This is a genomic window from Candidatus Neomarinimicrobiota bacterium, assembly GCA_034716895.1.
Lineage (GTDB): Bacteria > Fidelibacterota > UBA8477 > UBA8477 > JABMPR01 > JABMPR01.
In genome coordinates, this window is record JAYEKW010000212.1 from 3920 (window position 1) to 26831 (window position 22912).

General features: G+C 43.4%; 23 protein-coding genes. 9 read left to right on the plus strand and 14 right to left on the minus strand.

Features of this window, described 5'->3' with window-relative positions; genetic code table 11:
* Positions 1–65: 65 nt before the first annotated feature.
* The 3 genes from U9Q77_12350 (at position 66) to U9Q77_12360 (ending at position 1615) form a co-directional block, all read left to right on the plus strand.
* Complete coding sequence (locus tag U9Q77_12350; GenBank protein MEA3288149.1) at positions 66–371, plus strand: hypothetical protein; 306 nt, start codon at positions 66–68, stop codon at positions 369–371.
* 90 nt (positions 372–461) lie between these two features.
* A complete protein-coding gene (locus tag U9Q77_12355) occupies positions 462–1058 on the plus strand; it encodes a hypothetical protein (GenBank protein MEA3288150.1) in 597 nt (198 codons plus the stop codon).
* A gap of 77 nt (positions 1059–1135) precedes the next feature.
* On the plus strand, positions 1136–1615 hold the full coding sequence (locus U9Q77_12360) for a PepSY-associated TM helix domain-containing protein (protein MEA3288151.1): 480 nt from the start codon (positions 1136–1138) through the stop codon (positions 1613–1615).
* Positions 1616–1890: 275 nt separating this feature from the next.
* On the opposite strand, the gene U9Q77_12365 is transcribed toward U9Q77_12360, so the two are convergent.
* Complete coding sequence (locus U9Q77_12365; GenBank protein ID MEA3288152.1) at positions 1891–2106, minus strand: BrnA antitoxin family protein; 216 nt, start codon at positions 2104–2106, stop codon at positions 1891–1893.
* 4 nt (positions 2107–2110) lie between these two features.
* A complete protein-coding gene (locus U9Q77_12370) occupies positions 2111–2398 on the minus strand; it encodes a BrnT family toxin (GenBank protein ID MEA3288153.1) in 288 nt (95 codons plus the stop codon).
* 381 nt (positions 2399–2779) lie between these two features.
* Between U9Q77_12370 and U9Q77_12375 the strand changes: the two genes are divergently transcribed.
* The 4 genes from U9Q77_12375 (at position 2780) to U9Q77_12390 (ending at position 9474) form a co-directional block, all read left to right on the plus strand.
* Positions 2780–3901 carry an FISUMP domain-containing protein gene (locus U9Q77_12375; protein ID MEA3288154.1) on the plus strand — a complete coding sequence of 374 codons (1122 nt, stop codon included), beginning with the start codon at positions 2780–2782 and terminating at the stop codon, positions 3899–3901.
* Positions 3902–4095: 194 nt separating this feature from the next.
* Complete coding sequence (locus U9Q77_12380; protein ID MEA3288155.1) at positions 4096–7227, plus strand: choice-of-anchor Q domain-containing protein; 3132 nt, start codon at positions 4096–4098, stop codon at positions 7225–7227.
* A 441-nt stretch (positions 7228–7668) separates the two neighbouring features.
* Entirely contained in the window at positions 7669–8568 is a 900-nt protein-coding gene (locus U9Q77_12385) for a hypothetical protein (GenBank protein ID MEA3288156.1), read from the plus strand.
* Positions 8569–8802: 234 nt separating this feature from the next.
* Positions 8803–9474 (plus strand): DUF2161 family putative PD-(D/E)XK-type phosphodiesterase, encoded by a 672-nt coding sequence (locus U9Q77_12390; GenBank protein MEA3288157.1) that lies wholly within the window; start codon positions 8803–8805, stop codon positions 9472–9474.
* A 10-nt stretch (positions 9475–9484) separates the two neighbouring features.
* On the opposite strand, the gene U9Q77_12395 is transcribed toward U9Q77_12390, so the two are convergent.
* The 3 genes from U9Q77_12395 to U9Q77_12405 all read right to left on the minus strand — a co-directional run bounded on the left by U9Q77_12395 (position 9485) and on the right by U9Q77_12405 (position 10896).
* On the minus strand, positions 9485–10168 hold the full coding sequence (locus U9Q77_12395) for a hypothetical protein (GenBank protein ID MEA3288158.1): 684 nt from the start codon (positions 10166–10168) through the stop codon (positions 9485–9487).
* Between the two features lie 139 nt (positions 10169–10307).
* Positions 10308–10676, minus strand: a complete 369-nt coding sequence (locus U9Q77_12400; protein MEA3288159.1) for a hypothetical protein — start codon at positions 10674–10676, stop codon at positions 10308–10310.
* Entirely contained in the window at positions 10666–10896 is a 231-nt protein-coding gene (locus U9Q77_12405; protein MEA3288160.1) for a helix-turn-helix transcriptional regulator, read from the minus strand. The genes U9Q77_12400 and U9Q77_12405 overlap by 11 nt, the downstream gene beginning before the upstream one ends.
* Positions 10897–11048: 152 nt before the next feature.
* On the opposite strand from U9Q77_12405, the gene U9Q77_12410 reads away from it, so the two are divergent.
* Complete coding sequence (locus U9Q77_12410) at positions 11049–13178, plus strand: histidine kinase N-terminal 7TM domain-containing protein (protein ID MEA3288161.1); 2130 nt, start codon at positions 11049–11051, stop codon at positions 13176–13178.
* A 219-nt stretch (positions 13179–13397) separates the two neighbouring features.
* On the opposite strand, the gene U9Q77_12415 is transcribed toward U9Q77_12410, so the two are convergent.
* The 9 genes from U9Q77_12415 to U9Q77_12455 form a co-directional block, all read right to left on the minus strand.
* Entirely contained in the window at positions 13398–13820 is a 423-nt protein-coding gene (locus tag U9Q77_12415; protein ID MEA3288162.1) for a hypothetical protein, read from the minus strand.
* Positions 13821–14026: 206 nt separating this feature from the next.
* Positions 14027–14680: a hypothetical protein gene (locus U9Q77_12420; GenBank protein MEA3288163.1), complete on the minus strand. Its 654-nt coding sequence runs from the start codon at positions 14678–14680 to the stop codon at positions 14027–14029.
* An 81-nt stretch (positions 14681–14761) separates the two neighbouring features.
* Positions 14762–15358 carry a hypothetical protein gene (locus U9Q77_12425; GenBank protein ID MEA3288164.1) on the minus strand — a complete coding sequence of 199 codons (597 nt, stop codon included), beginning with the start codon at positions 15356–15358 and terminating at the stop codon, positions 14762–14764.
* A 5-nt stretch (positions 15359–15363) separates the two neighbouring features.
* A complete protein-coding gene (locus U9Q77_12430) occupies positions 15364–16227 on the minus strand; it encodes a protoheme IX farnesyltransferase (protein ID MEA3288165.1) in 864 nt (287 codons plus the stop codon).
* Between the two features lie 192 nt (positions 16228–16419).
* Positions 16420–17349 (minus strand): formylglycine-generating enzyme family protein, encoded by a 930-nt coding sequence (locus tag U9Q77_12435; GenBank protein MEA3288166.1) that lies wholly within the window; start codon positions 17347–17349, stop codon positions 16420–16422.
* The gene (locus U9Q77_12440; GenBank protein MEA3288167.1) at positions 17349–18887 is read right to left on the minus strand and encodes a hypothetical protein; all 1539 of its coding nucleotides are present in this window, start codon (positions 18885–18887) and stop codon (positions 17349–17351) included. The genes U9Q77_12435 and U9Q77_12440 overlap by 1 nt, the downstream gene beginning before the upstream one ends.
* A 164-nt stretch (positions 18888–19051) precedes the next feature.
* Entirely contained in the window at positions 19052–20128 is a 1077-nt protein-coding gene (locus U9Q77_12445) for a hypothetical protein (protein MEA3288168.1), read from the minus strand.
* Positions 20129–20181: 53 nt separating this feature from the next.
* Entirely contained in the window at positions 20182–21063 is an 882-nt protein-coding gene (locus U9Q77_12450; protein MEA3288169.1) for a protoheme IX farnesyltransferase, read from the minus strand.
* Between the two features lie 77 nt (positions 21064–21140).
* Complete coding sequence (locus tag U9Q77_12455; protein MEA3288170.1) at positions 21141–21725, minus strand: TetR/AcrR family transcriptional regulator; 585 nt, start codon at positions 21723–21725, stop codon at positions 21141–21143.
* Positions 21726–22112: 387 nt separating this feature from the next.
* On the opposite strand from U9Q77_12455, the gene U9Q77_12460 reads away from it, so the two are divergent.
* On the plus strand, positions 22113–22912 hold an 800-nt coding region (locus U9Q77_12460; GenBank protein MEA3288171.1), incomplete at its 3' end, for a hypothetical protein.

The window sequence follows — 22912 nt, forward strand, 5'->3', positions numbered from 1 at the left end:
AAAAAGCTTGAAGTGGCAACAGAACGACCTCCGGTACAAAGTGTATTTTTCGATATTTTTGTGGCATGAATTCTGCTCCACGTTGGGCTGGGTTTTTTGAAACACGCCAGAGACCACGGACACGGATTTTCAATTCAGAAGAAAATTTCGAGCTCAGTCGGACCCGAATCGCCGGTAATAGTGCTGAGGAAACGGGTGGTGGATTACATCTACGTAATCCTCGCCCCTATACTATTACCAATTGCCTCATTACTGGGAACAAAGCAAACGAGGCCGGCGATGGGGTGATTCTTTCCGGTACAGGCGTCTATTCTGGAACAAAGAGAACCTATTTATCCAGGCGCGGATTCAATTCCGCGCCTGGTGCCTGAACCAGCAATACGCTTCACATCTGTTTAACACTTCGGCACTATTTCTGCTTTGTTGGCAGCCAATTAAAGGACGCCGTCCAGGAGGAACCCATGTTTAAACAGTCACTATATCTACTCGTCATTTTTGCCCTGATCATTGGTTGTGGTACCAAAACCACAGAAAAAGCATATCCCGTAGTTGAGCTTGCTATGCTCATGGACAGTACAGGTCATTTTGTAGGCGATACTATCAAAGTAAGCGGAACGGTAGATCATGTCTGTGAACATGGTGGAAAAAAGATGTTTATCCTGGGAGAGAACCCAAAACACCGCATCAAAGTGACTGCCGGGAAAGCCATCGGCTCCTACAAGATTGACATGGAAGGTAGCGATATCATGATGACAGCCGTTGTGGAAGAGATGCGAATTGATGAAGCCTATCTCACCAACTGGGAATCTGAATTGCAGAAAAAAGCGCAGGCAGAAGCGGGTGAGGGACATTCGGAAGCAGAAGACAAAGAGAACTCGGAAGACCACGATAATAATGGCGAACATGCTGAAGGTCAGGGTTCAGGAGAACACTCAGGTCTAGGCAAGAGTCCAGAACAGCAGAATATTGACAAGCTGCGTGAAGATATCTGCTCCGCTGAATCCGGCTATTTATCATTCTACAGTCTGGCCGGTCTTTCCTATGAGGTGCTTCCATAGCCCTTAGCAAAACCGAGCGGTTCTGGCGCAAATGGAACCGAATTTTCCATCGTGACCTGGGTTATCTCTTTTTCGGGATGACCCTGATCTATAGTCTTTCAGGAATCGCCCTGAACCACATGGCGGACTGGAATCCCAGCTATAGCGTCAATCGTCATGATGTTCAATGGACCGCAGAAACGATCTCTCCAGAATCTGTCCGCACCTTCCTGGCTGGTTATGGCTACGAGAAGGACTATAAACAGCATTATCAACCCACCCCGGATCAGCTCAAGATTTTTCTGAAAGACGGTAGTGCCATCGTCGATCTGCAAACAGGTGTCGGGGGGGTGGAATTCCTGAAACGGCGACCCCTGTTCTTCGAGGTCAATTACCTCCATTATAATCCCAAGCTGTTATGGACATGGTTCTCTGATCTATTCTGTGTGGCCCTGATTCTGATTGCCATAACAGGTCTTTTCATCATAAAGGGAAAAAAGGGAATCACCGGTCGCGGGGCCTGGATGACAATCCTCGGGATTCTGGTTCCCCTGGCATTTCTCATCGCCTATCTGTAATACCAATTAAACATCAAACCTGCACTAAATTTCTGCATCTTTTCCCGTTTTAGTTCACTTAAAATTCTCACCATAGCTATGGCTATGATTCATATTTTAAGATTCTAAAACGAAAAAATATTTTGAACTTATAGCGCACGTTTGAAATTCAATTGGTATAACACTGCAGTTTGTTACAACGACATACACGCAAACATTAAAGCGTGTTCTCCCTTAACCACTCCCCGTTTGTGGGCCAGCTTGAAGCAGCGTGTTAGAACCTCGCTGAATTGGCACTAAGCCCAGGTCATTACAGGCTTTTTCTTATGTTGTGCACAATCTAGAAGATATGAATTGATGAGGTTTTGATAGGGAACACCCGTTTCTTCAGATAAATCTTTAAAATAGTCAATTACATCAATGCTCAGTCTGATAGTAACCTGCTTTTTTAAGTGCCTGGAGTATGGATTTCTGCGACTTTTCATTGATCCGAGATCATATTCTTTTTTCATTGGGTCACCTCTTGTAGAACTTTGCTTCGTTCTTTGTTGCTTTCCTTGCGGAAATGATTCGAATTGTTGAGTCGTTCTCAAGGAAACAGTGGCAAATAAGAAGAAGTTTGGTCTTAGCACTTAATCCAAGCATAAGGTATCGATCTTCCTCAAGTTGTGAATGACTGTCATCGTAGAATTCACGTGCAAAGTCATCATAGAATACTGTAGTTGCCTCCTCAAATGAAATCCCATGTTTACTATGATTTGATTTAGATTTACTCTTGTCCCATGTAAATTTGATTTCATTCATAATGTTAATATAATTATATCGTATTGCTATCCAATGATTATACGATGGTTCTCCTAGCGTCTCAAAAAGGGTGTCTCATAAACCGTGGTTATATAGACCCCGGGGCTGAAAACGCAGCTATACTAGTGTTATGTTAAGCATGAGATGTGCAAAAAGTCGCGGGGATTTTTTTCGATAACAAGGCAAATATTGTTACCATAGCCTAGCTATAGTGACCAGAAATGTAAACCAAAAAAATATGGTTTGCTTATAAACAAAATTTAACTTTACCGTACTATAAAAAAACCAAAAGGGGTGATCATGAAGAGATTCGTCTATGCAATTCTAATGCTGTCATTTTTGGGTTCAATCCTATTTGCTCAAGATGCACCGATCCGGGTTATGATTATTGACTTGGAAGCAGGTTCTGGTATTAGCACTGGTGAAGCAAATGCGTTTACCGATGCCATCTCAAGTTGGGTTATAAACAGTTCATATTATGATTTGGTGGATAGAGAACATACTGCTGAAATTATTGAAGAACAAAAATTTCAACTTACTGGTTTAGTTAATAGTACACAGTTGGTGGAACTCGGTAATTTAATGGGTTTACAGTACATGATTACTGGAAATGTGAGATCAGATGGGGAAAACAGAACAGTTTCTCTCAAATTGTTATCGATTGAGAAGGGAAGTTATACAAAATCCGCCAGTGAGACTGAAAGAATAAGAGTTTATTATTATAAGCCAAATGGAGAGCAGCATCCTTATCGACATTTCTTAGAGAATAATGCCGACAAGGTTATGGATAGCCTGCTTAAAATATATTCTGCAGAAGAGGTAAAACCATGGGCACCGACGCCCTTGAGTCACCCATTCAACAAAGAAACAGGAACACTTACTGATTCGCGTGATGGTAAAGTGTATAAGACGACAACCATTGGTGAACAAACCTGGATGGCTGAAAATTTGAATTTTAAAATGGAAGAGGGTATTAGAGGAACACGCTACTATGCGCCCAAATGGAATGGCAGGTATTATACTTGGGAAGCAGCTCAAAAAGCTTGCCCTGACGGTTGGCATGTACCCTCCAAAGAAGAATTTCAAGAACTGTTCAATTTTATTAGTGATGAATATGGTCCCATGCCCACTTCTGACATCGCCTGGTATCTCAAATCACAAGAACGCTGGGAAAAAGGCAAAACTGGCACAGATGTTTTCGGTTTTAATGCCATTCCCTCAGGCTATCAAAAGGACGGCGACTGGAACCATTTAGATGAAGCGGCCTATTATTGGACTGCTAACAGCGAGGGTGAAAATGACTATGTATATTCCACGATGTATTATAGTTATTCCTCAAATAGGTTTTCATATGGTTCAACAATGGTAGATCCCTATTCCATAGGGAAAATGGCCAAAAAGTTTTTTGTAAATTTTTGGGAGTTGGCTCAAGGACACAGATGGAGTAGAGTCAGACGACATGAACACATTTATTACTGCTCTGTTCGGTGTGTCAAAGACTAAGCTTCATCACCAGGCGCTTCTTTCAAAACTGGACATTTTTTGGACACTCGTCCCTGTAACTGCCTGATACATAGAACAAAGCAAGGTACTGAAAAGCCCAGCATCTGCCTGGCGTAGCTTGCAAAGCGAAGAAAGATTTTCGCGTTAGTTATTCAAGCAAACTGCCTTGCCGGCTTATCATTCTGAAGGGAATCATGAATAGAAATATCCTGAGTTTATGTGTTATTCTGGTCATGTCCATGACCATGAGTACAAACCTGATTGCAGCAACCAGAACCGTTGGAGCAAGCGGATACGATTACACCACAGTTACCGCCGCAATTTCTGCTGCAAGTAATGGTGATATTATTGATGTGTACGGTACGCTTACTGAATCAAATATTTCTGTTGGCAAAGATCTAACAATCCAGGGACAGGGAACGGAAACCACTATTATTCAGGCGCATGCTTCAGCAAAAACTGCCGATTATAGAGTTTTTACTGTTTTTTCAGGCCGCACGGTGACTATCAAGGAGATGACCATCCAGAATGGGTATGCCACAATTGCCGAGGAGGGTGATATAGTCGAAGGTGGTGGCATTAATAATTCCGGGACCTTAACGATCACAAATTGTGTTGTGAGCGACAATGCCAATGACGGTAGCGACGACGGTACCGATGCAGATGGTGGTGGAATTTATAACTCAGGGACACTCACAATTGAGAATTGTACTGTGAATGGAAATCATGCAGGAGATGGCAGAAACGGGGGTGGGATTTATAACTCAGGTACGCTTTCGCTTACGAACTGTACTGTTAATGGAAATGATTTTGGCGCAGAAAGCGACGGAAATGGTGGCGGTATCTATAACACCTCAACCCTTACAACGACCAACTGCACAATTAGTGGGAATAGTGCCGCGGATGGCGGTGGGATCTACAATACTTCATCGCTTACAATAACCAACTGCACCCTCAGTCAAAATATTGCAGGCATAGATGCTGGATCAGGTAATGGTGGTGGGATCTACAATAGTGCCGGTACCGTTTATATCAAAAACACCTTGCTTGCCGACAATTCCATTAATGAAGAATCAGCTGACGACTTTAAAAATATTACAGGAGCAACAGTCACCGACAATGGCTACAACATTGTGGAAGTCAGCGCTGGATATACCTTTAGTGCCACTGGAGATCTTACCGGAGAGCAAGCCAGCCTCAATCTCAATTCAACCCTTGCAGACAACACTACACTATTTGGTACAAAAACCCTCAAAACGACCAGCTCAAGCGTAGCAATCAATGCAGGGAGTAGTAGTGGTGCCAACAATGGCGTGGATCCACCAGCGCATGACCAGCGAGGTGCCAGCCGAAACGGATCGACAGATATTGGCGCCTATGAATATCATGCTGATGATGGTTCTTTTCCTGTAAAAGTCACCAGTCTTGCAGATGACGGTGGTAACGATTTAGTAACCCTGAGAGAAGCAATCAATGGTATCAGTGCTGGAGGTGAATTCACATTCACGGTTACCGGAACGATTACACTCACATCAGAATTAGCCATTAACAAAAATATGACGATCACCGGTCCTGGAGTAGATCAACTTTCTGTAGATGGTAACGATGCTTGCAGAGTATTTTTGATAGGTACATCCACCACGAATCCCAGTGTCACAATAAGCGATTTGACGATAACCAATGGCAACACTGCAACCGCAGCAAATAATGATGGTGCTGGAGTTTACAATTACAGTGACAGTTTAACGCTAGAAAACTGTACAATAAGTGAGAGTAGTGCTGATTATGGTGCTGGCATGTACAACAATGCCGAAGAAAATGCCGCCAGCCCCGTTCTGACCAACTGCACTATAAGCGGAAATACGGCTGCTGAAGATGGAGGAGGCATGTACAACTACTCTAGTTCTTCGAGTGCTGCTTCCAGTCCTTCCCTGACAAACTGCACAATAAGTGATAACAGTGCCGACAGCTTTGGCGGTGGGATGTTTAACTGTGGTTCCGACGCTACCTCCAGTCCAAACCTGACAAGATGTACGATAACAGGGAACAGTGCCGCTTCAGGAGGTGGGATGTACAACGATGGTAGTTCGGAGGGTGTCAGCAGCCCCAGCTTGACCAACTGCATTATTAGTGGAAATAGCGCCAGTGATGACGGTGGCGGGATGTACAACTGGGCGGAAGAGGAGGAACCCGAGGGAGACCCCGAACCAGGAGGACATGCTAGCCCAAGTCTGTCGAGCTGCACGATCAGTGGGAATAAAGCGGGTGCAAATGGTGGGGGTATGTACAACTATCAGTCCTACTCTGGTACTTCCAGCCCTGACCTGACCAATTGTATTTTGTGGGGGAATGCTGCTACTACTGCCGGGAATGAGGTCTATAATGATTCAGCTACACCAACTTATACCTACTGCGATATTGAAGGTAGTGGAGGTAGCGGCAGTTGGGAAAGTGCATTTGGCACAAATAGTGGTAACAATATCGATTCAGACCCAAAATTTGAGACTGAACCAAATCCGGCTCTCGCCCCCCAAGTAGTGGATGACAGCGATTTACTCCTCACCAATGGAAGCCCATGCCTGGGTACGGGGAGCGTCCCTGGATCTGCCCCATCTAATGATAGGGATACCCGTTCACGTCCATTGCCGGCAAGCGCTTCCTACGTGGATATGGGCGCTTATGAGCAATATGATACCGATGCATCTCTGCCAGTTACACTTTGTTGTTTCACTTGTGTAGTTAAGAACGAAAGTATTGTGCTCGAATGGCAAACCAGCGTTGAAATCGAGAATCAGGGCTTTATTATATCTCGTAGAACCAGCACAACTTCCTGGTTAGAAATAGCCTCCTTCACTGACAATGAAAAGCTCGAAGGACATAGGTCTACCACAACTTCTCATGACTATCGTTATTGTGATTCAGATGTAAAAGAAGGGGTCCACTATGCCTATATGCTGTCAGATATAGATTATAGGGGTACCCGACTTGACCATGATAATCTTATTCAGGAAATTACATTTGTGAATTCTGAGAAGTTGGTTCGACCAAATGCTTTTAAGCTCATCAGTATTTATCCTAACCCCTTTAATCCTAGTACAACGGTTAGCTACGAACTTCATGAAGCGACTAAGGTGCATTTATCTATTTATGGTATTACAGGCAAACTGGTAAAAACTTTGGCCGTGGGGAAGCAACCTGCTGGATATTATGATGTCCGATGGAATGGCCTGGATGATTCAGGGAATCATGTAGGTACAGGGGTATATTTCGCACGGCTTCAAGCAGGGGATTTCGGCCAGACGATTAAGATGCTGTACCTGAAATAGTATCAAATGATACCTCCGGTGTTGAGACAGTTAAGATACTGTCAATTTCCCTTGGTGTCATATGATACTAACTAACAATAACAGCATTTTTTAACCAACCAAAATCCGCTTGCCTGGCGTAGCTTGGAAAGTGTAGAAAACCAGTCATTTCTGACAACTTTTTATATATTTTATTGCCATAAGGAATCAGCTTTGTTTAAGGATAATAACCCAAGTACTCCGTGTTGTTTATAGAATTAAAATCAGGATGCATATACAATAAGTTGAATCTGTTAATCAGATTTTAGTATACGATGGATGGCATTCAGATCAATCGCTATTTCCAAAGGATATAATATGCAAAAAGAGATAACTAAAAGCGGTTCGTTTCTGGGTAACCGATGAAGATGGGCAGCTGGTTGAATTGGTAAAATTGATCGCTGGATAACAGAGAGGTCAGAAATGTTGAGAATCTATCTTTTGCTCGTATTTATGTTGATCAATAATACTACCGATTGTCAGTCGCTGAAGTGGGAAAACCACTCCGGCGGACAACTCGCCAACCATACCAGCCCAAATAGCATGTTCCCTCACCCCCAGCGGACAGCCGGACACACATACCGTGATAGTCTCTATCGTTTTGAGGAGCACTATAATGATTCCTCCATCGCTCTTTTCATTCCTTCAGGGTACAGGCAAACAAATTCTGTGGATCTGGTATTCTATTTCCATGGCTGGGGAAATAACATTGATAAGTCCATAGAAAAATTCCGCTTGCTGGAACAGTTTACAGCCAGTCGCAAGAATGCCATTTTCGTATTCCCTGAAGGTCCCAAAAACGCACCGGATTCTTTTGGGGGCAAACTGGAAGAAGCTGACATCTTCAAAGGGTTGGTTACTGAGATCTTGAATTTGCTTTTTCTTGAGGGCAAGATCACTTCCAAGGTTCCGGGTAAGATCGTCTTAGCTGGACACAGTGGGGCTTATCGGGTAATATCAACTATTCTGGATCGGGGTGGCTTGTCCGCTACTGTTCGGGAGGTATACCTGTTTGATGCTCTTTATGGCAACCTTGAAATGTATACTGTTTGGCTCAAACAATATGATGGCAGGTTGGTAAACATTATCACGCCAGATGGCGGAACATATGACAATAGCCTTGTTTTTCTGGAAGATCTGGCTGGCCTGGGTCTTCCTTTTCAAAAGTATATTAAAAATGAAATTTCTGTAGTAGAATTGACCAAAGCCAGAACCATTTCAGTCTTTACCACCCTGGGGCACAGTCAGGTAATCAATCCATTTTTTGAGTTATTGTTAAGTTCCAGTCAGTTAGGAGATATTGACCGACAGACCAGGGAGTAATGCCATCTTCAGAAATGCCGATGGAACGTCAGGTATTTCTCTGGGATCAGAGACGAAAGTAGGTGAATGCTGTCTTGGAAACAACCTCATCAATCTACTCTAGAATATGGGAGTTAAAACGATGGGATAAACCCAAATCTTTAATTGACAAACCAAGTTTTCTAAACAACCATCAAGGGAATTGGAAACTAAACGATATTTAGCTTACTTAATAATCAAAAAATAGAGCGAGTTATGCAGGAAGTTGATTTATACCCGCCCCTGAAAAAGTACCTGGTCAAACAGGGCTACCAGGTAAAAGGTGAAGTACAAAACTGTGATGTCGTTGCTATACGTGAGCCAAAATCAATTGTAGTCATCGAACTTAAATTAACGCTCAATCTAACGGTGCTGCTCCAGGCGGTAGATCGGATAAAGATCACAGACACAGTCTATATTGGCGTTCCCACGGGTCTTGCTGTCTTAAAAAAACAACGTAAAAAGATTGTTAAACTGATGCGAATGTTGGGTCTCGGACTGATCGTGATCGATCCAAAAGCCCGGGTCGGCAATGTTGATGTTCTTTGTGATCCCGGCGCGTACAGGCCCCGCCAGGTAAGTAAACAGACCAAGCGGCTTTTGGGAGAATTTCAGCAACGGGTCGGCGATCCAAATCCAGGCGGTAGCAACAGCCAGAGAGGGTTAATGACTGCTTATCGACAGAAGGCATTGTCCATAGCAGAATATTTAAGTCAACATGATGCAACCAAGGCTGCCGTTGTAGCACAATCATTGTCTGAGCCAAAAACCCGACTGATCCTGTACAATAATGTTTATGGTTGGTTTGATCGCCTGGGAAAGGGAGTTTATAACTTGTCACCTCGAGGAAAAGATGAGTTGCCCGATTGGCTGGCTCGCAACCGTTGATCTGCGATATTCAGGGCTCCACCCGCAGGATTTCCCCCGCTTCGATTTGTCTGAAAACATCATGCAGAAAAGCCACGTAGATCTCTTCCGTTTTCCGTTTCTCTGTATGAAATGGATAAACGGGCAGCAGCAGGGCTTCCACCCATTTTGTGGTGGTGGCGCTGCGTGTATAGGACTTCTTCAAGCGTCCTTCACTGTCAAAAACATCAACCGCAAGATAGTATTCCTGTGTATAGGGTATGGGTAGAAGTGTAAGCGAAAGCACTGACCCCAAGGTACCTAGAAAGTACTTACTAAAAGACTTCTCCTGGCGGAATTCCATGGTCATGCGCAGCTTATAGTTGGCCATGAGCGAATCTTTTAAAGCGATCCGTTTCGGGTCAGACATATCTGATGAAAATTCAGTATAGGCAGCATAGCGACGTAGATTTGATAGTTCGTGAGTTGCATCCAGCAGAATGTCATCATAGCCACCGAGTATCTGATGACGATTCTGAAGTTTTGGTATGGCATCCAGTCCTTTTGTCTGCACCAGATGTTTTGATATAAACAGCACATCCACTGGATCAGCACCAATGGTTTTCTTTTTTTCCAAACCGCTGTGACCCTCAATATCTGATCTGAAGGTGGCACATCCCGTGGTTAACAAAGCCACAGCTATCATCACGCTTAAGAACCTCACAGTTGTTTTCATAAATTCCTCCCAGTGATTTAACGGTTAGTGATCATGAATATCTAAATACTACCTCAAAGCTCACCCTTTATATCATTTTCAGTACAGTAAAAATGGAAAAGATGAAGGATATATGGAGAATTTGGAACTGAATATGGTATTAGTCCTCATTAGAATTCAGGCCTGGTTTAAGTAAGATGATGCCACTGGTCAATAGGGGACCAATAAACAGGATGATAACCATTCCTCTTCCTCTTTCCAGGGGGGTTGGTCCAATTATTTCGTAAAGTCCAAAAAAATAGAAAAAGAACAGGGCTGCAGCAATCAGGAGGCTTCCGGCAGCTTTTGGCCAGCGTCTCGCTATATAAGCCAGCAGAAAAAATGGTATGACAACCAGAGACTGCATAAACAAGGCCACCGGGCTCATTATATTACTCACTACTGTGAAGATCAGCCAAACGACACCAAAGGCCACCAGAGTTCCCCTAGCCGGATGCCAATCCATTTGATTCAGAAGTTTATTCAGCATGGTCTTCCTCCTTCAATGCAAACAATTCCTCCACCGAAGCACCCAAAACCTGGGATATCTGCAATGCCAATCCGACAGAGGGCGTGTAGCGCTTCCTTTCGATGGAGAGGATGGTTTGGCGTGTGGTTCCCACTCTTTCGGCCAGCTGTTCCTGAGTGAGACCACCGGCTTTTAAACGGAACAATTTCAACTGGTTATTTATATCGTACTTGGGTCGCATACTTGTGAATATACAATAAACTATACATTATGGAAAGTTTATTTTACATTTGATAATCTTTTTTTTACAATATGAAGATTTCTCTTATATTATTAGATGCGCATAACACGAACCATTCAGATCTCCAGGCTGTTTTGGGATATCAGTTTTCGATGAATTACCAATTCGGAATATTCAGCGGGTTGCTTTTCTCATCATTTCTGATTAGTCTGTCGGTCGCCATTTATTCCTTAAAACAGCGTCAGGTTAAAAGCGGCTTTTATTTGATGCTGTTAGCCGCCGCCATCGCTGAGTGGGCACTGGCAGGCTTCTTTGAAGCAGCAGCAACCCAACTTGCGCATAAAATTCTCTGGTCCCAGATCTCCTATCTCGGCATTGTATTCACTCCACCACTCTATCTTATCTTTGCTTTATCGTATGGTCAACACACACGCCTGATCACCAAACGGAATATCATTATCGCATCAATTATTCCAGTTTTATCGCTACTGATGGCCATCACGAATGATCTGCATCATTGGATCTGGATCAATGTATCGATCTCCACTGAAGGGAATATTGGGCTTTATGACCATGGATTCTGGTTCCTGATCCATATCGCCTATTCCTATACAATGATACTGGCCGGAATGATCATTATCATCAGGACCGTAAAACGGGGACCATCCCTTTTCCGCAGTCAAATGCTGATCATGATCCTTGGTGCAGCCCTGCCCTTATTGGCCAATTTTATCTATGTGTTTGGTGCAAACCCAATACCGGGGCTGGATTGGACACCCCTGGCCTTTGGCGTTTCCGGTCTACTCATGGGTATCGGGATCTTTCGCTACAATATCCTCAATACCATACCCATTGCTCGGAACATCCTGGTAGAAACTATGCATGATGGTGTTTTAGTGATCGATCCAAATGATCGGGTGTTGGATATCAATCCCAGTATGACCATGATCATTGATCGAACCTCGATCCAGGTTATTGGGGAACCTCTATCTGAGGTGCTTTCCGAATGGCCGGAGGCACTGGCCTGTATTAATGAGCATTTCGAGACCCAGACCAACATATCCAAGATCTCAACTGATCAACAAGAACACTATGACTTTCAAGTAACCAGAATTGTCAATTTAGATGGCAGTAATATTGGTCGTCTCGTGGTTTGTCGGGATAATACTGAAAAGATCACCGCTCAATTGGATCTGGCAGAGAGTCAGATCCGCCTGAAAACACTTTCAAATGCCGCCACAGAAGCCATTTTCATCTCAGAGAAAGGCATCTGTCTGGAGTTGAACCGAACTGCCGAGCGAATGTTCGGATACTCCCTGGCAGAAGCCATTGGCAAATCAAGTACAGATTGGATAATTCCTGAGCATCGTGACCGGTTTTTGGAAAATATACAATCAGGATTTGACGGTCCTTACGAGGTTACCGCACTGCGTAAAGACGGTTCTACTTTCCTGTCTGATGTTCGAGCCAAATTGATGCAGTACAAAGGGCGGAAAGTGCACATTACTATTCTCCGTGATATCACTGAGCGAAAACATGCAGAAGAACGAAAAGAGCAAGCTCTGCTTGAAGCCCACAGCGCCAACAAGGTAAAAGATCAGTTCATTGCGAATATTTCCCATGAGTTCCGCACGCCTCTCACCAGCATCAATGGCTTTATCAGTCACCTTAAGCATTCTCTCGAGAAAAAACTGGAACCGGAGGAATTGGATTCATTCATGTTTATCAACCAAAGCAGTGAGCGCCTGTTACAAACGGTTGATGAGATATTAAGCGTTTCCCAACTGGAAGCAGGATCACTGCAACTGACCCCCCGCTTGTTTCATCTGGGTCAGCTTATTCATTTGATCTGTGTTGAGTTGCGTCCTCAAGCACATGCAAAAGGGCTTGAAATTAATTGTTTAGATACGGTAGATGATGATAATATCTGGTTTGATGAGTACTCTACCAAACAGGCCATTCATAACATTATACAGAATGCAATTAAGTACACCGATGAAGGCAACGTTACTGTCAAACTTGATCGCGTGGACAAACAATTGATACTCACTATCTCGGATACAGGGATCGGCATTTCTGATGAATATCATGAACGTATATTTCAACCATTCAGCCAGGAAAGTGAGGGATTTACCAAGCGTTATCAGGGAATTGGACTGGGTCTGGCTCTGGCAAAGAGATTTCTGGATTTGAACCAGGTTCAACTCGAGGTGAAGAGTAAAAAAGGTGAGGGTTCAACCTTTAAGCTGACTTTCCCGGAAAATCTGGAATCCCACAGGTAAATCCAAATTAGTCTAGAATCTGATCAACCTTTTCGCGTCGTTGATCTTTAAGGGCGTGATGATTCCCAAAGTTTATCTAAAATTGATCGAGGACTTACGTGCTTAACAGCATTTCTATATATTAACACGATTTGTCACCGTTCAACGCTTGCAATAACAACATGTTAGTTATGCTATGATACATTCCTTTTCTGCACTATACTGCTGGTCGCATTAGAATCAGGTTCGAATAAATGCCCGGTAATATCGCAAACTACTTAGTGAGAGTGCCGTTCCGATAGTGTAATAACCTGGAGTCTTCAGAATCATGGGAATGAGACCGGATTGTCTCACATAAATCCCCATAGACATCATAATAATGATCAATACATAGCTGTGCCAAGCCTGGAACGCAAATACGGAGGCCTGCGCCTCCATTTCATCAATCCGCTGGATGTTCTTACTGACGATTCGGGTAAACCCGAACAGGGCAACCATAATTCCAGGTATAATTCCAGCCACGATGATTAACCAATGGGGTTCATAATGTAGATCCTGTAACCAGCGGGTGGCCAGGGAAATCAACATTAGTCCCACGCCGCTCCACATGATTCCGGAGACCAGCAAAAGGTATTTTTTAGGAACGGATAGGATAGATTTCATAACTCTGCCTGTAATTATGCCAATCTTACTTCAAACTTAGAACCAGCTAACCCACCCCTGATCCCCTGGACGGAACTATGATTACCTGAAGACTTCTGCTTGAATACTTGGAATATGATAGAGTTTGATTTGATAATGAGAGGGTTAAACATATCGGGGCAGATAATAATACCTGCCCCGAAAATCAAGCTTTTTGCACCTTCAACCTATTTTTCGCCGCGTTTTAAACCCCACATGTATGAAAATCCTGTGAGAAACAGGAGCGGTGCCAGGATCATCAACACAAATTCAGGTGAGAAAAACAAGAGTTGTTTTCCAGCTGTGAGAAAACCCAGTGCGATTCCACCAAGACCGATCAGTGTGCCACCAACGGTTACCCAATAAAAACACTTGCTCATATCACCATTTTTTACCGCCATGATGGGAATAAAAAAGATGGTCAGACCGGCAATGCTATGAAAGACAGGATAGACAATCTTGGCGAAAGTACCCATATCCATGATTTTACCCATACCAATCAGGATGAGGCCCAAAGCCATAACACCCAGATATAGTTTTTCTTTGTCTGGATAAAACCGGGCAACCAGTCCGCTGGCAAATGAAAATGGAATAAGCGTAGCAACAATCGCTACAAACTTACTTGTCCCACTACCGCCTCCCAATAAACCAAGTATGTTCCAACCCATAAAGATCAATAGTACACCCGAAACAAATAGGACTGCAAATGAAACCATATAGTAGTAATTAGCTATATGTTTGGTGGCTTCGTCTTTTTGTTGACCCATGAGTATCCAGATCGCATAAAGTGCAACCAATCCAGTTGCCAGTAAAACTGCTTGATCAAACAAATTCATTTCCATCTTTTCTCTCCTCTTCCTTTAAACCCGTTTTTTGAAATTCATGCGCTCTTTAACCAGTCACGCAATTATATTTGGTAAAATTTATCGACTACCAATACCCACCGAAAATGCGAATACTGCCAAGAGTAGTACCCCGGGGAAAATCGTATAGATTTGATCTTTGGTCAGGATCGGTTTTCCAGATTTAAGGAATGCCAGAGCCATCCCACCAATGGCAACCAATCCTGTTCCCACACTGATGCCTAAGTAGCCTGGGTTAACAGTACTCTGAAGAACCAAGACAAGGGGCATAATAAACAACACAAGACCCGTCAGCCCATGCAGCAGAATCTGAAATAACATGGCCGATTTCGCCTGATCTCGTAGTTTTTGGATCGCCAGGCCAGCATATAGAATTGAGACAAGGCTCCCATAAGCCAAATGGTAAGCCGGTAAAAAAACCGCTACCATGCCTATGGAAAATCCAAGGGGTAGTGTACTGGCTGCCAGAGCTGCAGTGGGATGTTCGATGATATCAACACCCATGAGCAGCATCAGTAAAGCGGACACTAAAAAGATACCGTACGAAAAAGTGTAGTATGTAATGGGTATGGTTCCACAATTTTCGATTCCGCTGACGATCTGAACGCCAGCCACGATAGCGACTAGCAATAAAATAATTCTATTAACATTAACCATAGGTTTTAACGCGCTCCCAGGATAACCACAAACATACTGGTCATCATAAATAGTGATGCATATTTAAAAAGGCCGAAATTAATCCTTTCCGAGGCTGTGAATATAGTACTTACTGCCAGTCCGAGCAAGCCTACAGCCAGCACAGCGATAAGTCTCAGATAGCCCGCTCCCAGATCCATCATAATTCCTGATAGCAACATACTGGTAGCTGCAATAAAGCTGGAAACGGAAATGATCACCCGGGTGATTCCCTCCCCGTAAGTTGAGGGGAAAGTTGGCACGCCGGCTGAAGCATAATCATCAGCATATTTAATGCTAAAAGTCAGTATGTGGGTCGGAATCCAGAACAATATCCCAAACATGAAGAAAATACCAACCGCATCAATACTGCCTACACCAAAGGCTCGTCCGGCCAGGATCGGCATCCCGCCTGATATACCACCCCAGACGATGGACCAGGCTGTTTTTCGTTTGAGCCAGATGGTATAGACCACCACATCGAAGAATAAGCCACCAAAAATAATCAGAGCATACAACAGATCCAGATAGGCAGCCCAAAATAAACCAATCGCTGAAAGACCCAGACCAACACCCCAGGCTTCACGAGGTTTAATCAGACCCATCGGAAGGGGACGGTGTTTTGTGCGGTTCATCTTGGCATCAATATCCCGATCCCAAACCATATTTAGTATGGTAGAACCACTCACGACCAAAAACAGACTGCCGATAACACTCAATATTGTGGTCAGATTATAGATTGGACACCTGGCTGAAACGTAACCGGTTAACCCGGTTAAAACCAGCAGGCCGGTCTGGAGACTTTTAATGAGGGGCCAGTAATGTTTATACTTGGTTAAGATAAATGTCATCTTTCTCTATTCATTGGAATTGATCTGCTTCAATTCAATATACATCCCGACCTGAAAGAAAAAAGCCTGCATAGATCTTTAGTCAAAACCTATGCAGACTGGATAGTTTGAGAATCTGGTAATTATGCTGTCAGGCACTGATCCATTGGACGCATGTCCAACCTCATTATTAAAAAATTCTCAACATTTTGCTTACTCGCTTTTGACGGAATCTGCTGGTGCAGCTTCCATTTCCACTACAGGATTCCGGGCACACCTAAACCCCAGGCTCATGCTGGTATGTTCGGGACCAGCACTATCTCTCACCCAGACCCTCAGATACAACTCATAGCTGTTGTAATTACCACCACGTATATAACGATAGTGAACATATTTATGATCATCACCAACCCATTGTTTCACATTCCCAGCCATGTCATAGAGACCATAGGGACTGCGATTATCAAGGGTCTGATATCCATTATGTGTTTCACCATTGTAAAAGCCAACCGGCGTTGTTTTTACAACATCGTCAAACATCTTTTCGAACAGATTGTGACTACTGATGAAGTTTGCCCGGTTTTTCTCGATATGATCTCCCCAAGGGAACGGTCTCGTACCTGTACCTCGGGCTGCTTTTTCCCACTCAATTTCAAGTGGAAGGCGATACCCGTAGAACTTTGCATAAGCATTGGCACCAAACCAGCTTACTTCAACCATGGGATGATTATCATAGCCCTTTTTTGATGCGAATTGACCATTTGTATAGCTCAATCGTAAGCCGGGATTTTTGATGGGGACCAATGGATAATCTCCAGCAGGAATTTCAAACTCATGGAGATATTCATGGAAGGGATCGCCAGGATGAAAACCCCAAACCGTATCATTTTTGACATAGACTGCTTTCTGCTCTATGGCAGCATTGAGGAAAGCAGCATACTGTGTATTGGTTACATGGGTGGCCATGATTTCATATTCAACAGTGGTTTTCACATGTTCGTGTTGCCCATAAAAGAAATCGCCAGCTGGGATGGTAATCCAAAGATCTGGATTCACACCTGAATCAACATATTCAATTTCTTCTTTAGCGAATACAAATGAGGCTAAAACCATGAACGGAATCAGAAGTTTAATAAGTCTCATTATAACCCCTCTCTTTCCATTTGGGCTCTAATCTTATCCCGACCTTCTTGGGTCATTTCTGCGGTGGGATTAATGTCCAATTCTGGATCTTTAGCTTCTTGTTCCCAAAGCGCGCCATCCTTCTTGAATAAATCAATGAGTCTCCAGCCTAATAGGCCACCCACAATTATCAGGATGGCACCCAAGCCAAAATCAGTTGCCAGCATGGTCATATTAACCAGGGGTTGCTCGTAATACTCCGTGACAAAAAGACGTTTCATGGAGAAAATGGTAGCAGCTGCAAACGCAAGGTCTGAACCAATGATCAGGGTCCAACCAAACCATTTTCTAGCTTTACCTTTGATACCGGAGATATCAACATAGTACATGATGATAATGGTGGCAACAATGGCTGCTAAAATATGCCAGTGCCCAGTCAGAGTGACTCTTTCTTCACGAGCTGGCCAGACGCGGAATATTTCATCCAGCTTGATGGCCATAAAAATACCAACACCACTTACTGTAAAGTTCATAAAAACCATCTGCCAGAAGGGACCAAATTTGATGGGATCGTGCAGTAAGGCAGCGAATTTCTGGAAAAATGTTGGGTTCTCAATGCCTTGTTCAGCTATGCGGTCACGGATGAGTTTACCCCAGGCATAAATAACCAACAGCAGTGCTGATAACATGACAAAGACTGAACCTACATAAATGAAGGTATGCGCCATGTGTGTCCAAACTACTGACCAAACACCACTGGAAATAACGATGATACCAATGATCATCAAAGGCATACCAACTTTGTGCAATTTGCCTTTCCAGTCCATCCAGCGTCCAACGATCAACGTAATGGAAACGGCAATCAACGTTAACATAATGTGCAGGTGACCAATGATTGATTTCTGCAAAGCCGTTTTACCAGGTTCGCGAATCAAATCTTCAGCCAGGAAAGTTTCATGACCATTAGACCAGAACGACCCGGTAACCGCACCAAAACCAGCTGAAATCAGCATGGCGGCTGTCATAATAAAGAGCGCGATCCGTTCCATGTCATAACCATTTTTGGTATGAGCATACTCATTATCGGTAACCAGATATTCACGTCGCCAGGGATAAATAGCCGCAGCTAGAAGTATACCGGCAAAGAAGATCAGTGATTGGCCTACCAGAAAGAGACCATGGTAGAAATAATTGTGGCCAAAATAGCCAAAAGTTAAACCAAAAACCATAGCAGTGATCCAGCCAACAGTGATCGTGGCATTGATAGTTGACTGCTGGTGTTTACGCATGGGTATGATTGAGGTCATCATGTAGACTTCAATGGCAACAATGATCATAGCAATCACATGATACAGCATGATGATCCGACCAGATCGTTCAACAGATGTTAGATCCATTCCAGTTAGATTAACAACTATATCTCTTACTCCCCATTCAATCATGGGACCTGAAAGTGTACCCCACACTGCAGTAATCACAGCAATTGCTGACATTGCCAGCAGGATCAGACCCTTGGTTGACTGAAAGAAATAATGATATAGCTCATTAAATTTTTTCATTTATAGTTCCTTTTATTAATTTTCACCTTCATGTATTTCACATTAGCAATAAATAAGCCAGTGTTGCAAATGTTTTGGAAATCTACGTTAAATATTGCCTGTGATTTACGCAAAAGAGTCCCTGTACAAGACAGAGACTCCTTGCAAGCTTTAAACAATCGTGCTTAGAAATCTTCTTCTTTCAAATAGAAAGGTTTGAAGATAGGTAGCATGAAAATCACCAAAAGAATCAGTGACATGAAACCACCAACGGCCCATTCAAAAGAATCACGAACAATATATCCGTTGAAACCGATCAGAGCTGTTGCCAGAGCGGTACCGGTAACCATGTAGTAACCAATTTTCTTCTTCATTGCGAGGAAGGGAATTGCGAGAATCATGAGATATGATGCAGCATAATTCATGTAACCACCCAGGAGAAGCAGGAGCGTGTTTGGATCGTAAACTGCTTCTTTCGTGGCAACCAATTGTCCGGCATCAATCTGAGCCTGTGAAACTCTTACCAGGTCAAGCGCATCGTAATGATCCAGGTTGGTAAAAAGATTACCCAAGACATTCAATGAACCGCCCAGAGGAGATCCAGTACCCATAACGCCATCAGCTCCAGCTCTAAGCATTTCTGGGATAAAGATAAAATAGCGAACACCGTGCTGACCATTCATGAAAACCATACCAGCAACAATACCGACAGCGGTATAAGGAACAAGTTTCAAGAGTTTATTTTTAAGGGTATCCTGGTCAGCGAGCAGAAATACGTAGTAAAAAACTAGCCCTAAAACCATGGTCATTAGTACTGGCGGCATGACAGATACATCCGTTGGTGGTGGCGCAATACCAGCTACAGGGTGTGTACCAGCTGCATACATAGCTGCATAATCAGAAACGATGAGAACCATCCAGGGAATCAGCATAGTCATTCCGGATACAGCAGGAATTGCTACCAATCCTAGAACTGTTGCTCTAGCCCATTCTTGACCCGTATAAACTTTCTGAGCAATAACGATTGCGAATGCTCCAGCCAAGTACAGAATGACCATCCAGGCTCCGTAAGTTGCTCCTAAGATCGGTACTGCCGGGTAGAAATCTGGATCTACATAAAGGATCCTATTAATTACGCCATCCAGCGCAAGTTTCAGTGTCCGCATCCCTTGTTCAGGTGCGACATACATCATGAACAAACCAGCGACTACGGCTGTAACAGCCATAATCATATTCTGGTTTTTGCTCGTTTTGTTAAACATACCTTACCTCCTCGGTGTTTTTGTGTATGTATTGTTTTAAAAAAGCTTCATCACTAAAAAGAGCTGAATGAAATAATTGACATCGCTCCCATCATGTAAAGTGAAGCATATTTGAAAAGATAAAAATCATGTTTTTCAGAGGGGCGAAACACGATAAAGGTGGCCAAGACCAGCAACCCTGTTGATAAAATCGCCAGAACTTTAAGGTAGCCCCAGGATAGCCCTAAGGAATATAAACCCAAACCAATTGCCAGAGATGCGCCTACACTTGATGCTGCAATAATCCAGCGTGTATTCATGAAGCCATAACGATCGGCAAAAGTGGGAATTCCAGCTTTGCGATAATCAGCAAAGTTGCGAATATTAAAAGTTAGGATGTGGGTCGGAATCCACAGCAAAACGGAGAGTAGGAAGAGTACCCCAATACCGTCGATATGACCCACAGCCAAAACACGTCCAGCAAGAATGGGCATTCCCCCGGAAATGCCACCCCATACAATGGACCAGGCAGTTTTCCGCTTGAGCCACATCGTATAGATCCCCACATCAATAAATAATCCACCACCCACAATTAGAGCATAGAGCGGATCGAGCCAATAGGCCACTATCAAGCCAACAACAGAAATTACAATTCCAAAGATCAAGGCATGGTTTACCTGTAACGCTCCGTTCACCAGGGGACGATGGGCAGTTCGTTCCATTCTGGAGTCAATATCTCGATCCCAGACCATATTTAGGACGGTGCTCCCGGCAATGGCCAGAAATAGACTAATGCTCAAGCCAATAATCTGTGAGGATTCACCAACAGGGCACTGAGCACTGGTGTAACCAGCAATACCGGTAAAAAGTAACAGGCCGGTCTGCAAACTTTTAATGAGGCTCCAGTAATTTCCAAGCTTACTTCTTTGGTGCTGTCCGCGTTTTTCACCGATCATATTAAAGCCTCAGGTATTTGTTATTGCGTTGTGTATGTTGATATAAACTAACATGGTTTCCATAAAAAAATTCCCACTTACTTTATCAATTGAAGGATGGTTGACTTCATTGACTCGCCTCTAACCCTGATATTATATTTGAACCCTCCTAAACGCCAGGTAGTGACCAAAAAGCGAAGACTGCCAAGAAAAATATAGGCGAGATCTTCAGGATTCAATCCAGGTTTGAATTTCCCCTGTGCTTGAGCAGACTCAACAAACTTTGTTATTACTGCAATCCGACGCTCAACTAATTCGTTAACCTTCTGAGCCAGGGTTGAATCATATTGGAAAATTTCTTCTGAGAAGATAACAGCCGCCGTAGCCGGATTCGCCTGAAAATAATTCAAGTGTCCATCCATAAAAGCCTGGATTCTATCTTCGATTACCTCAATCTTTTTTACCGATTCAAAAACAGCCTCAAAATGATTATTAAAATGACTGATAATGGTGCACAGGATATCCTGCTTATTTCGAAAATGACGATAGATCGCTTGCTCTGAGATACCGACTTTTTGGGATATCCGTTTCATGGTCAAATTCTGAATCCCACCTTCCTTTATCAAATTCAATGATGCATCGAGGATTTGTTTTTGGCGGGTCTTGGTATCGAGTTTATTCATCTTTTGTGCGGTTAGTTTATACCTACTAACATGCTCTTGCAAGAACTTTCTTATTGATGTTAGCAATTATTTATTTGTGACACATTTTGCCCTGTATCAATTCACCGCTACTTGTATATACATGTGCTCATCTTTGTTTTCAACACCTGGTAATCGTCTGTGATAACCAATATGCTCCGCCCTGGCAAGGTTGGCTATTCGACAAAAGTGTCGAGCTCTGACGTGAATTGTCGGAGATGATTACAATAACATCTTACTTGATTTATAGCATACAATGCTTGTATACCACCATTCTCAGGGTCTTATTTCTGCTGATCATTCAATTTCTTGAACTGGCATGGGCTTTGAAGGTAAGTACGTTGACATCAACTAACTAAGGAGTCTCACATGCCCCATCAGCGTTTAGCCCACACCTTAATCGGACTCCTGGTCCTCCAATCAATGGTTTTTGCGCAACTACAATTTTCTGGATTTGCAGATATTTTGTGGGTCACTCCCCTGAATGATCAATCAACCCAGGAAATTCAGTATGGCCAATTTGAGTTGGGTCTCTCTGCAGTCATCAGACCCGGTATTAATTTTGAAGGCGCCATCGCTTATAATCCTGAAACTAGCACCTTTGAAGCAGGCGCTGGATTTATTGAAATCATCCTAGATGGAGAAGATGGAGTACATACAGCCCGAGGAAACTATCTCGATCACATTGGGCTTTCAATCGGCCAATTCGATGTGCCATTTGGAATTGACTGGCAACATATAGCATCTGCCGATCGTCGTTTGGTTTCCACCCCCCTACTTAATGAAAAAAGCATCAATGGCTGGAATGATATGGGTCTTAATCTTCATGCATCACGTGGATCTGCCCATCTCTCGGCATTTTTTGTCAACGGTGCGGCAGACGGATTTGCACTCGGTGGACGCGCTGCGTACAGCCCTATGGATGCCCTTGAATTGGGTGCATCCTATTTTACCCAAACCGAACCAAATGAATTTGGATCCCAACCTCAAGTTTTTGGTGCGGATATTCAAACCTTCACCGGCCCACTGGCAACCCGAATGGAACTACACTATTCAGAAGATCTCTTTGAAGGCGATTTTGAAGCATTGGACTCAATCGAAACTCATCATGGTTTCTACCTACAAACAGATCTTGATCTCTCTAACATGATAAACCTTCCGCTTACCCT

Excerpts from the sequence above, each read along its gene's own strand:
- U9Q77_12360 (MEA3288151.1), top strand. The coding sequence starts at position 1,136 with ATGACCCTGATCTATAGTCTTTCAGGAATCGCCCTGAACCACATGGCG.
- U9Q77_12445 (MEA3288168.1), bottom strand. The coding sequence starts at position 20,128 with ATGTTTAACAAAACGAGCAAAAACCAGAATATGATTATGGCTGTTACA.
- U9Q77_12375 (MEA3288154.1), top strand. The coding sequence starts at position 2,780 with ATGATTATTGACTTGGAAGCAGGTTCTGGTATTAGCACTGGTGAAGCA.
- U9Q77_12435 (MEA3288166.1), bottom strand. The coding sequence starts at position 17,349 with ATGAGACTTATTAAACTTCTGATTCCGTTCATGGTTTTAGCCTCATTT.
- U9Q77_12385 (MEA3288156.1), top strand. The coding sequence starts at position 7,669 with ATGTTGAGAATCTATCTTTTGCTCGTATTTATGTTGATCAATAATACT.
- U9Q77_12400 (MEA3288159.1), bottom strand. The coding sequence starts at position 10,676 with ATGCTGAATAAACTTCTGAATCAAATGGATTGGCATCCGGCTAGGGGA.
- U9Q77_12405 (MEA3288160.1), bottom strand. The coding sequence starts at position 10,896 with ATGCGACCCAAGTACGATATAAATAACCAGTTGAAATTGTTCCGTTTA.
- U9Q77_12355 (MEA3288150.1), top strand. The coding sequence starts at position 462 with ATGTTTAAACAGTCACTATATCTACTCGTCATTTTTGCCCTGATCATT.
- U9Q77_12350 (MEA3288149.1), top strand. The coding sequence starts at position 66 with ATGAATTCTGCTCCACGTTGGGCTGGGTTTTTTGAAACACGCCAGAGA.
- U9Q77_12420 (MEA3288163.1), bottom strand. The coding sequence starts at position 14,680 with ATGGAAATGAATTTGTTTGATCAAGCAGTTTTACTGGCAACTGGATTG.
- U9Q77_12395 (MEA3288158.1), bottom strand. The coding sequence starts at position 10,168 with ATGAAAACAACTGTGAGGTTCTTAAGCGTGATGATAGCTGTGGCTTTG.
- U9Q77_12430 (MEA3288165.1), bottom strand. The coding sequence starts at position 16,227 with ATGACATTTATCTTAACCAAGTATAAACATTACTGGCCCCTCATTAAA.
- U9Q77_12455 (MEA3288170.1), bottom strand. The coding sequence starts at position 21,725 with ATGAATAAACTCGATACCAAGACCCGCCAAAAACAAATCCTCGATGCA.
- U9Q77_12440 (MEA3288167.1), bottom strand. The coding sequence starts at position 18,887 with ATGAAAAAATTTAATGAGCTATATCATTATTTCTTTCAGTCAACCAAG.
- U9Q77_12380 (MEA3288155.1), top strand. The coding sequence starts at position 4,096 with ATGAATAGAAATATCCTGAGTTTATGTGTTATTCTGGTCATGTCCATG.
- U9Q77_12365 (MEA3288152.1), bottom strand. The coding sequence starts at position 2,106 with ATGAAAAAAGAATATGATCTCGGATCAATGAAAAGTCGCAGAAATCCA.
- U9Q77_12425 (MEA3288164.1), bottom strand. The coding sequence starts at position 15,358 with ATGGTTAATGTTAATAGAATTATTTTATTGCTAGTCGCTATCGTGGCT.
- U9Q77_12370 (MEA3288153.1), bottom strand. The coding sequence starts at position 2,398 with ATGAATGAAATCAAATTTACATGGGACAAGAGTAAATCTAAATCAAAT.
- U9Q77_12450 (MEA3288169.1), bottom strand. The coding sequence starts at position 21,063 with ATGATCGGTGAAAAACGCGGACAGCACCAAAGAAGTAAGCTTGGAAAT.
- U9Q77_12390 (MEA3288157.1), top strand. The coding sequence starts at position 8,803 with ATGCAGGAAGTTGATTTATACCCGCCCCTGAAAAAGTACCTGGTCAAA.
- U9Q77_12410 (MEA3288161.1), top strand. The coding sequence starts at position 11,049 with ATGAATTACCAATTCGGAATATTCAGCGGGTTGCTTTTCTCATCATTT.
- U9Q77_12415 (MEA3288162.1), bottom strand. The coding sequence starts at position 13,820 with ATGAAATCTATCCTATCCGTTCCTAAAAAATACCTTTTGCTGGTCTCC.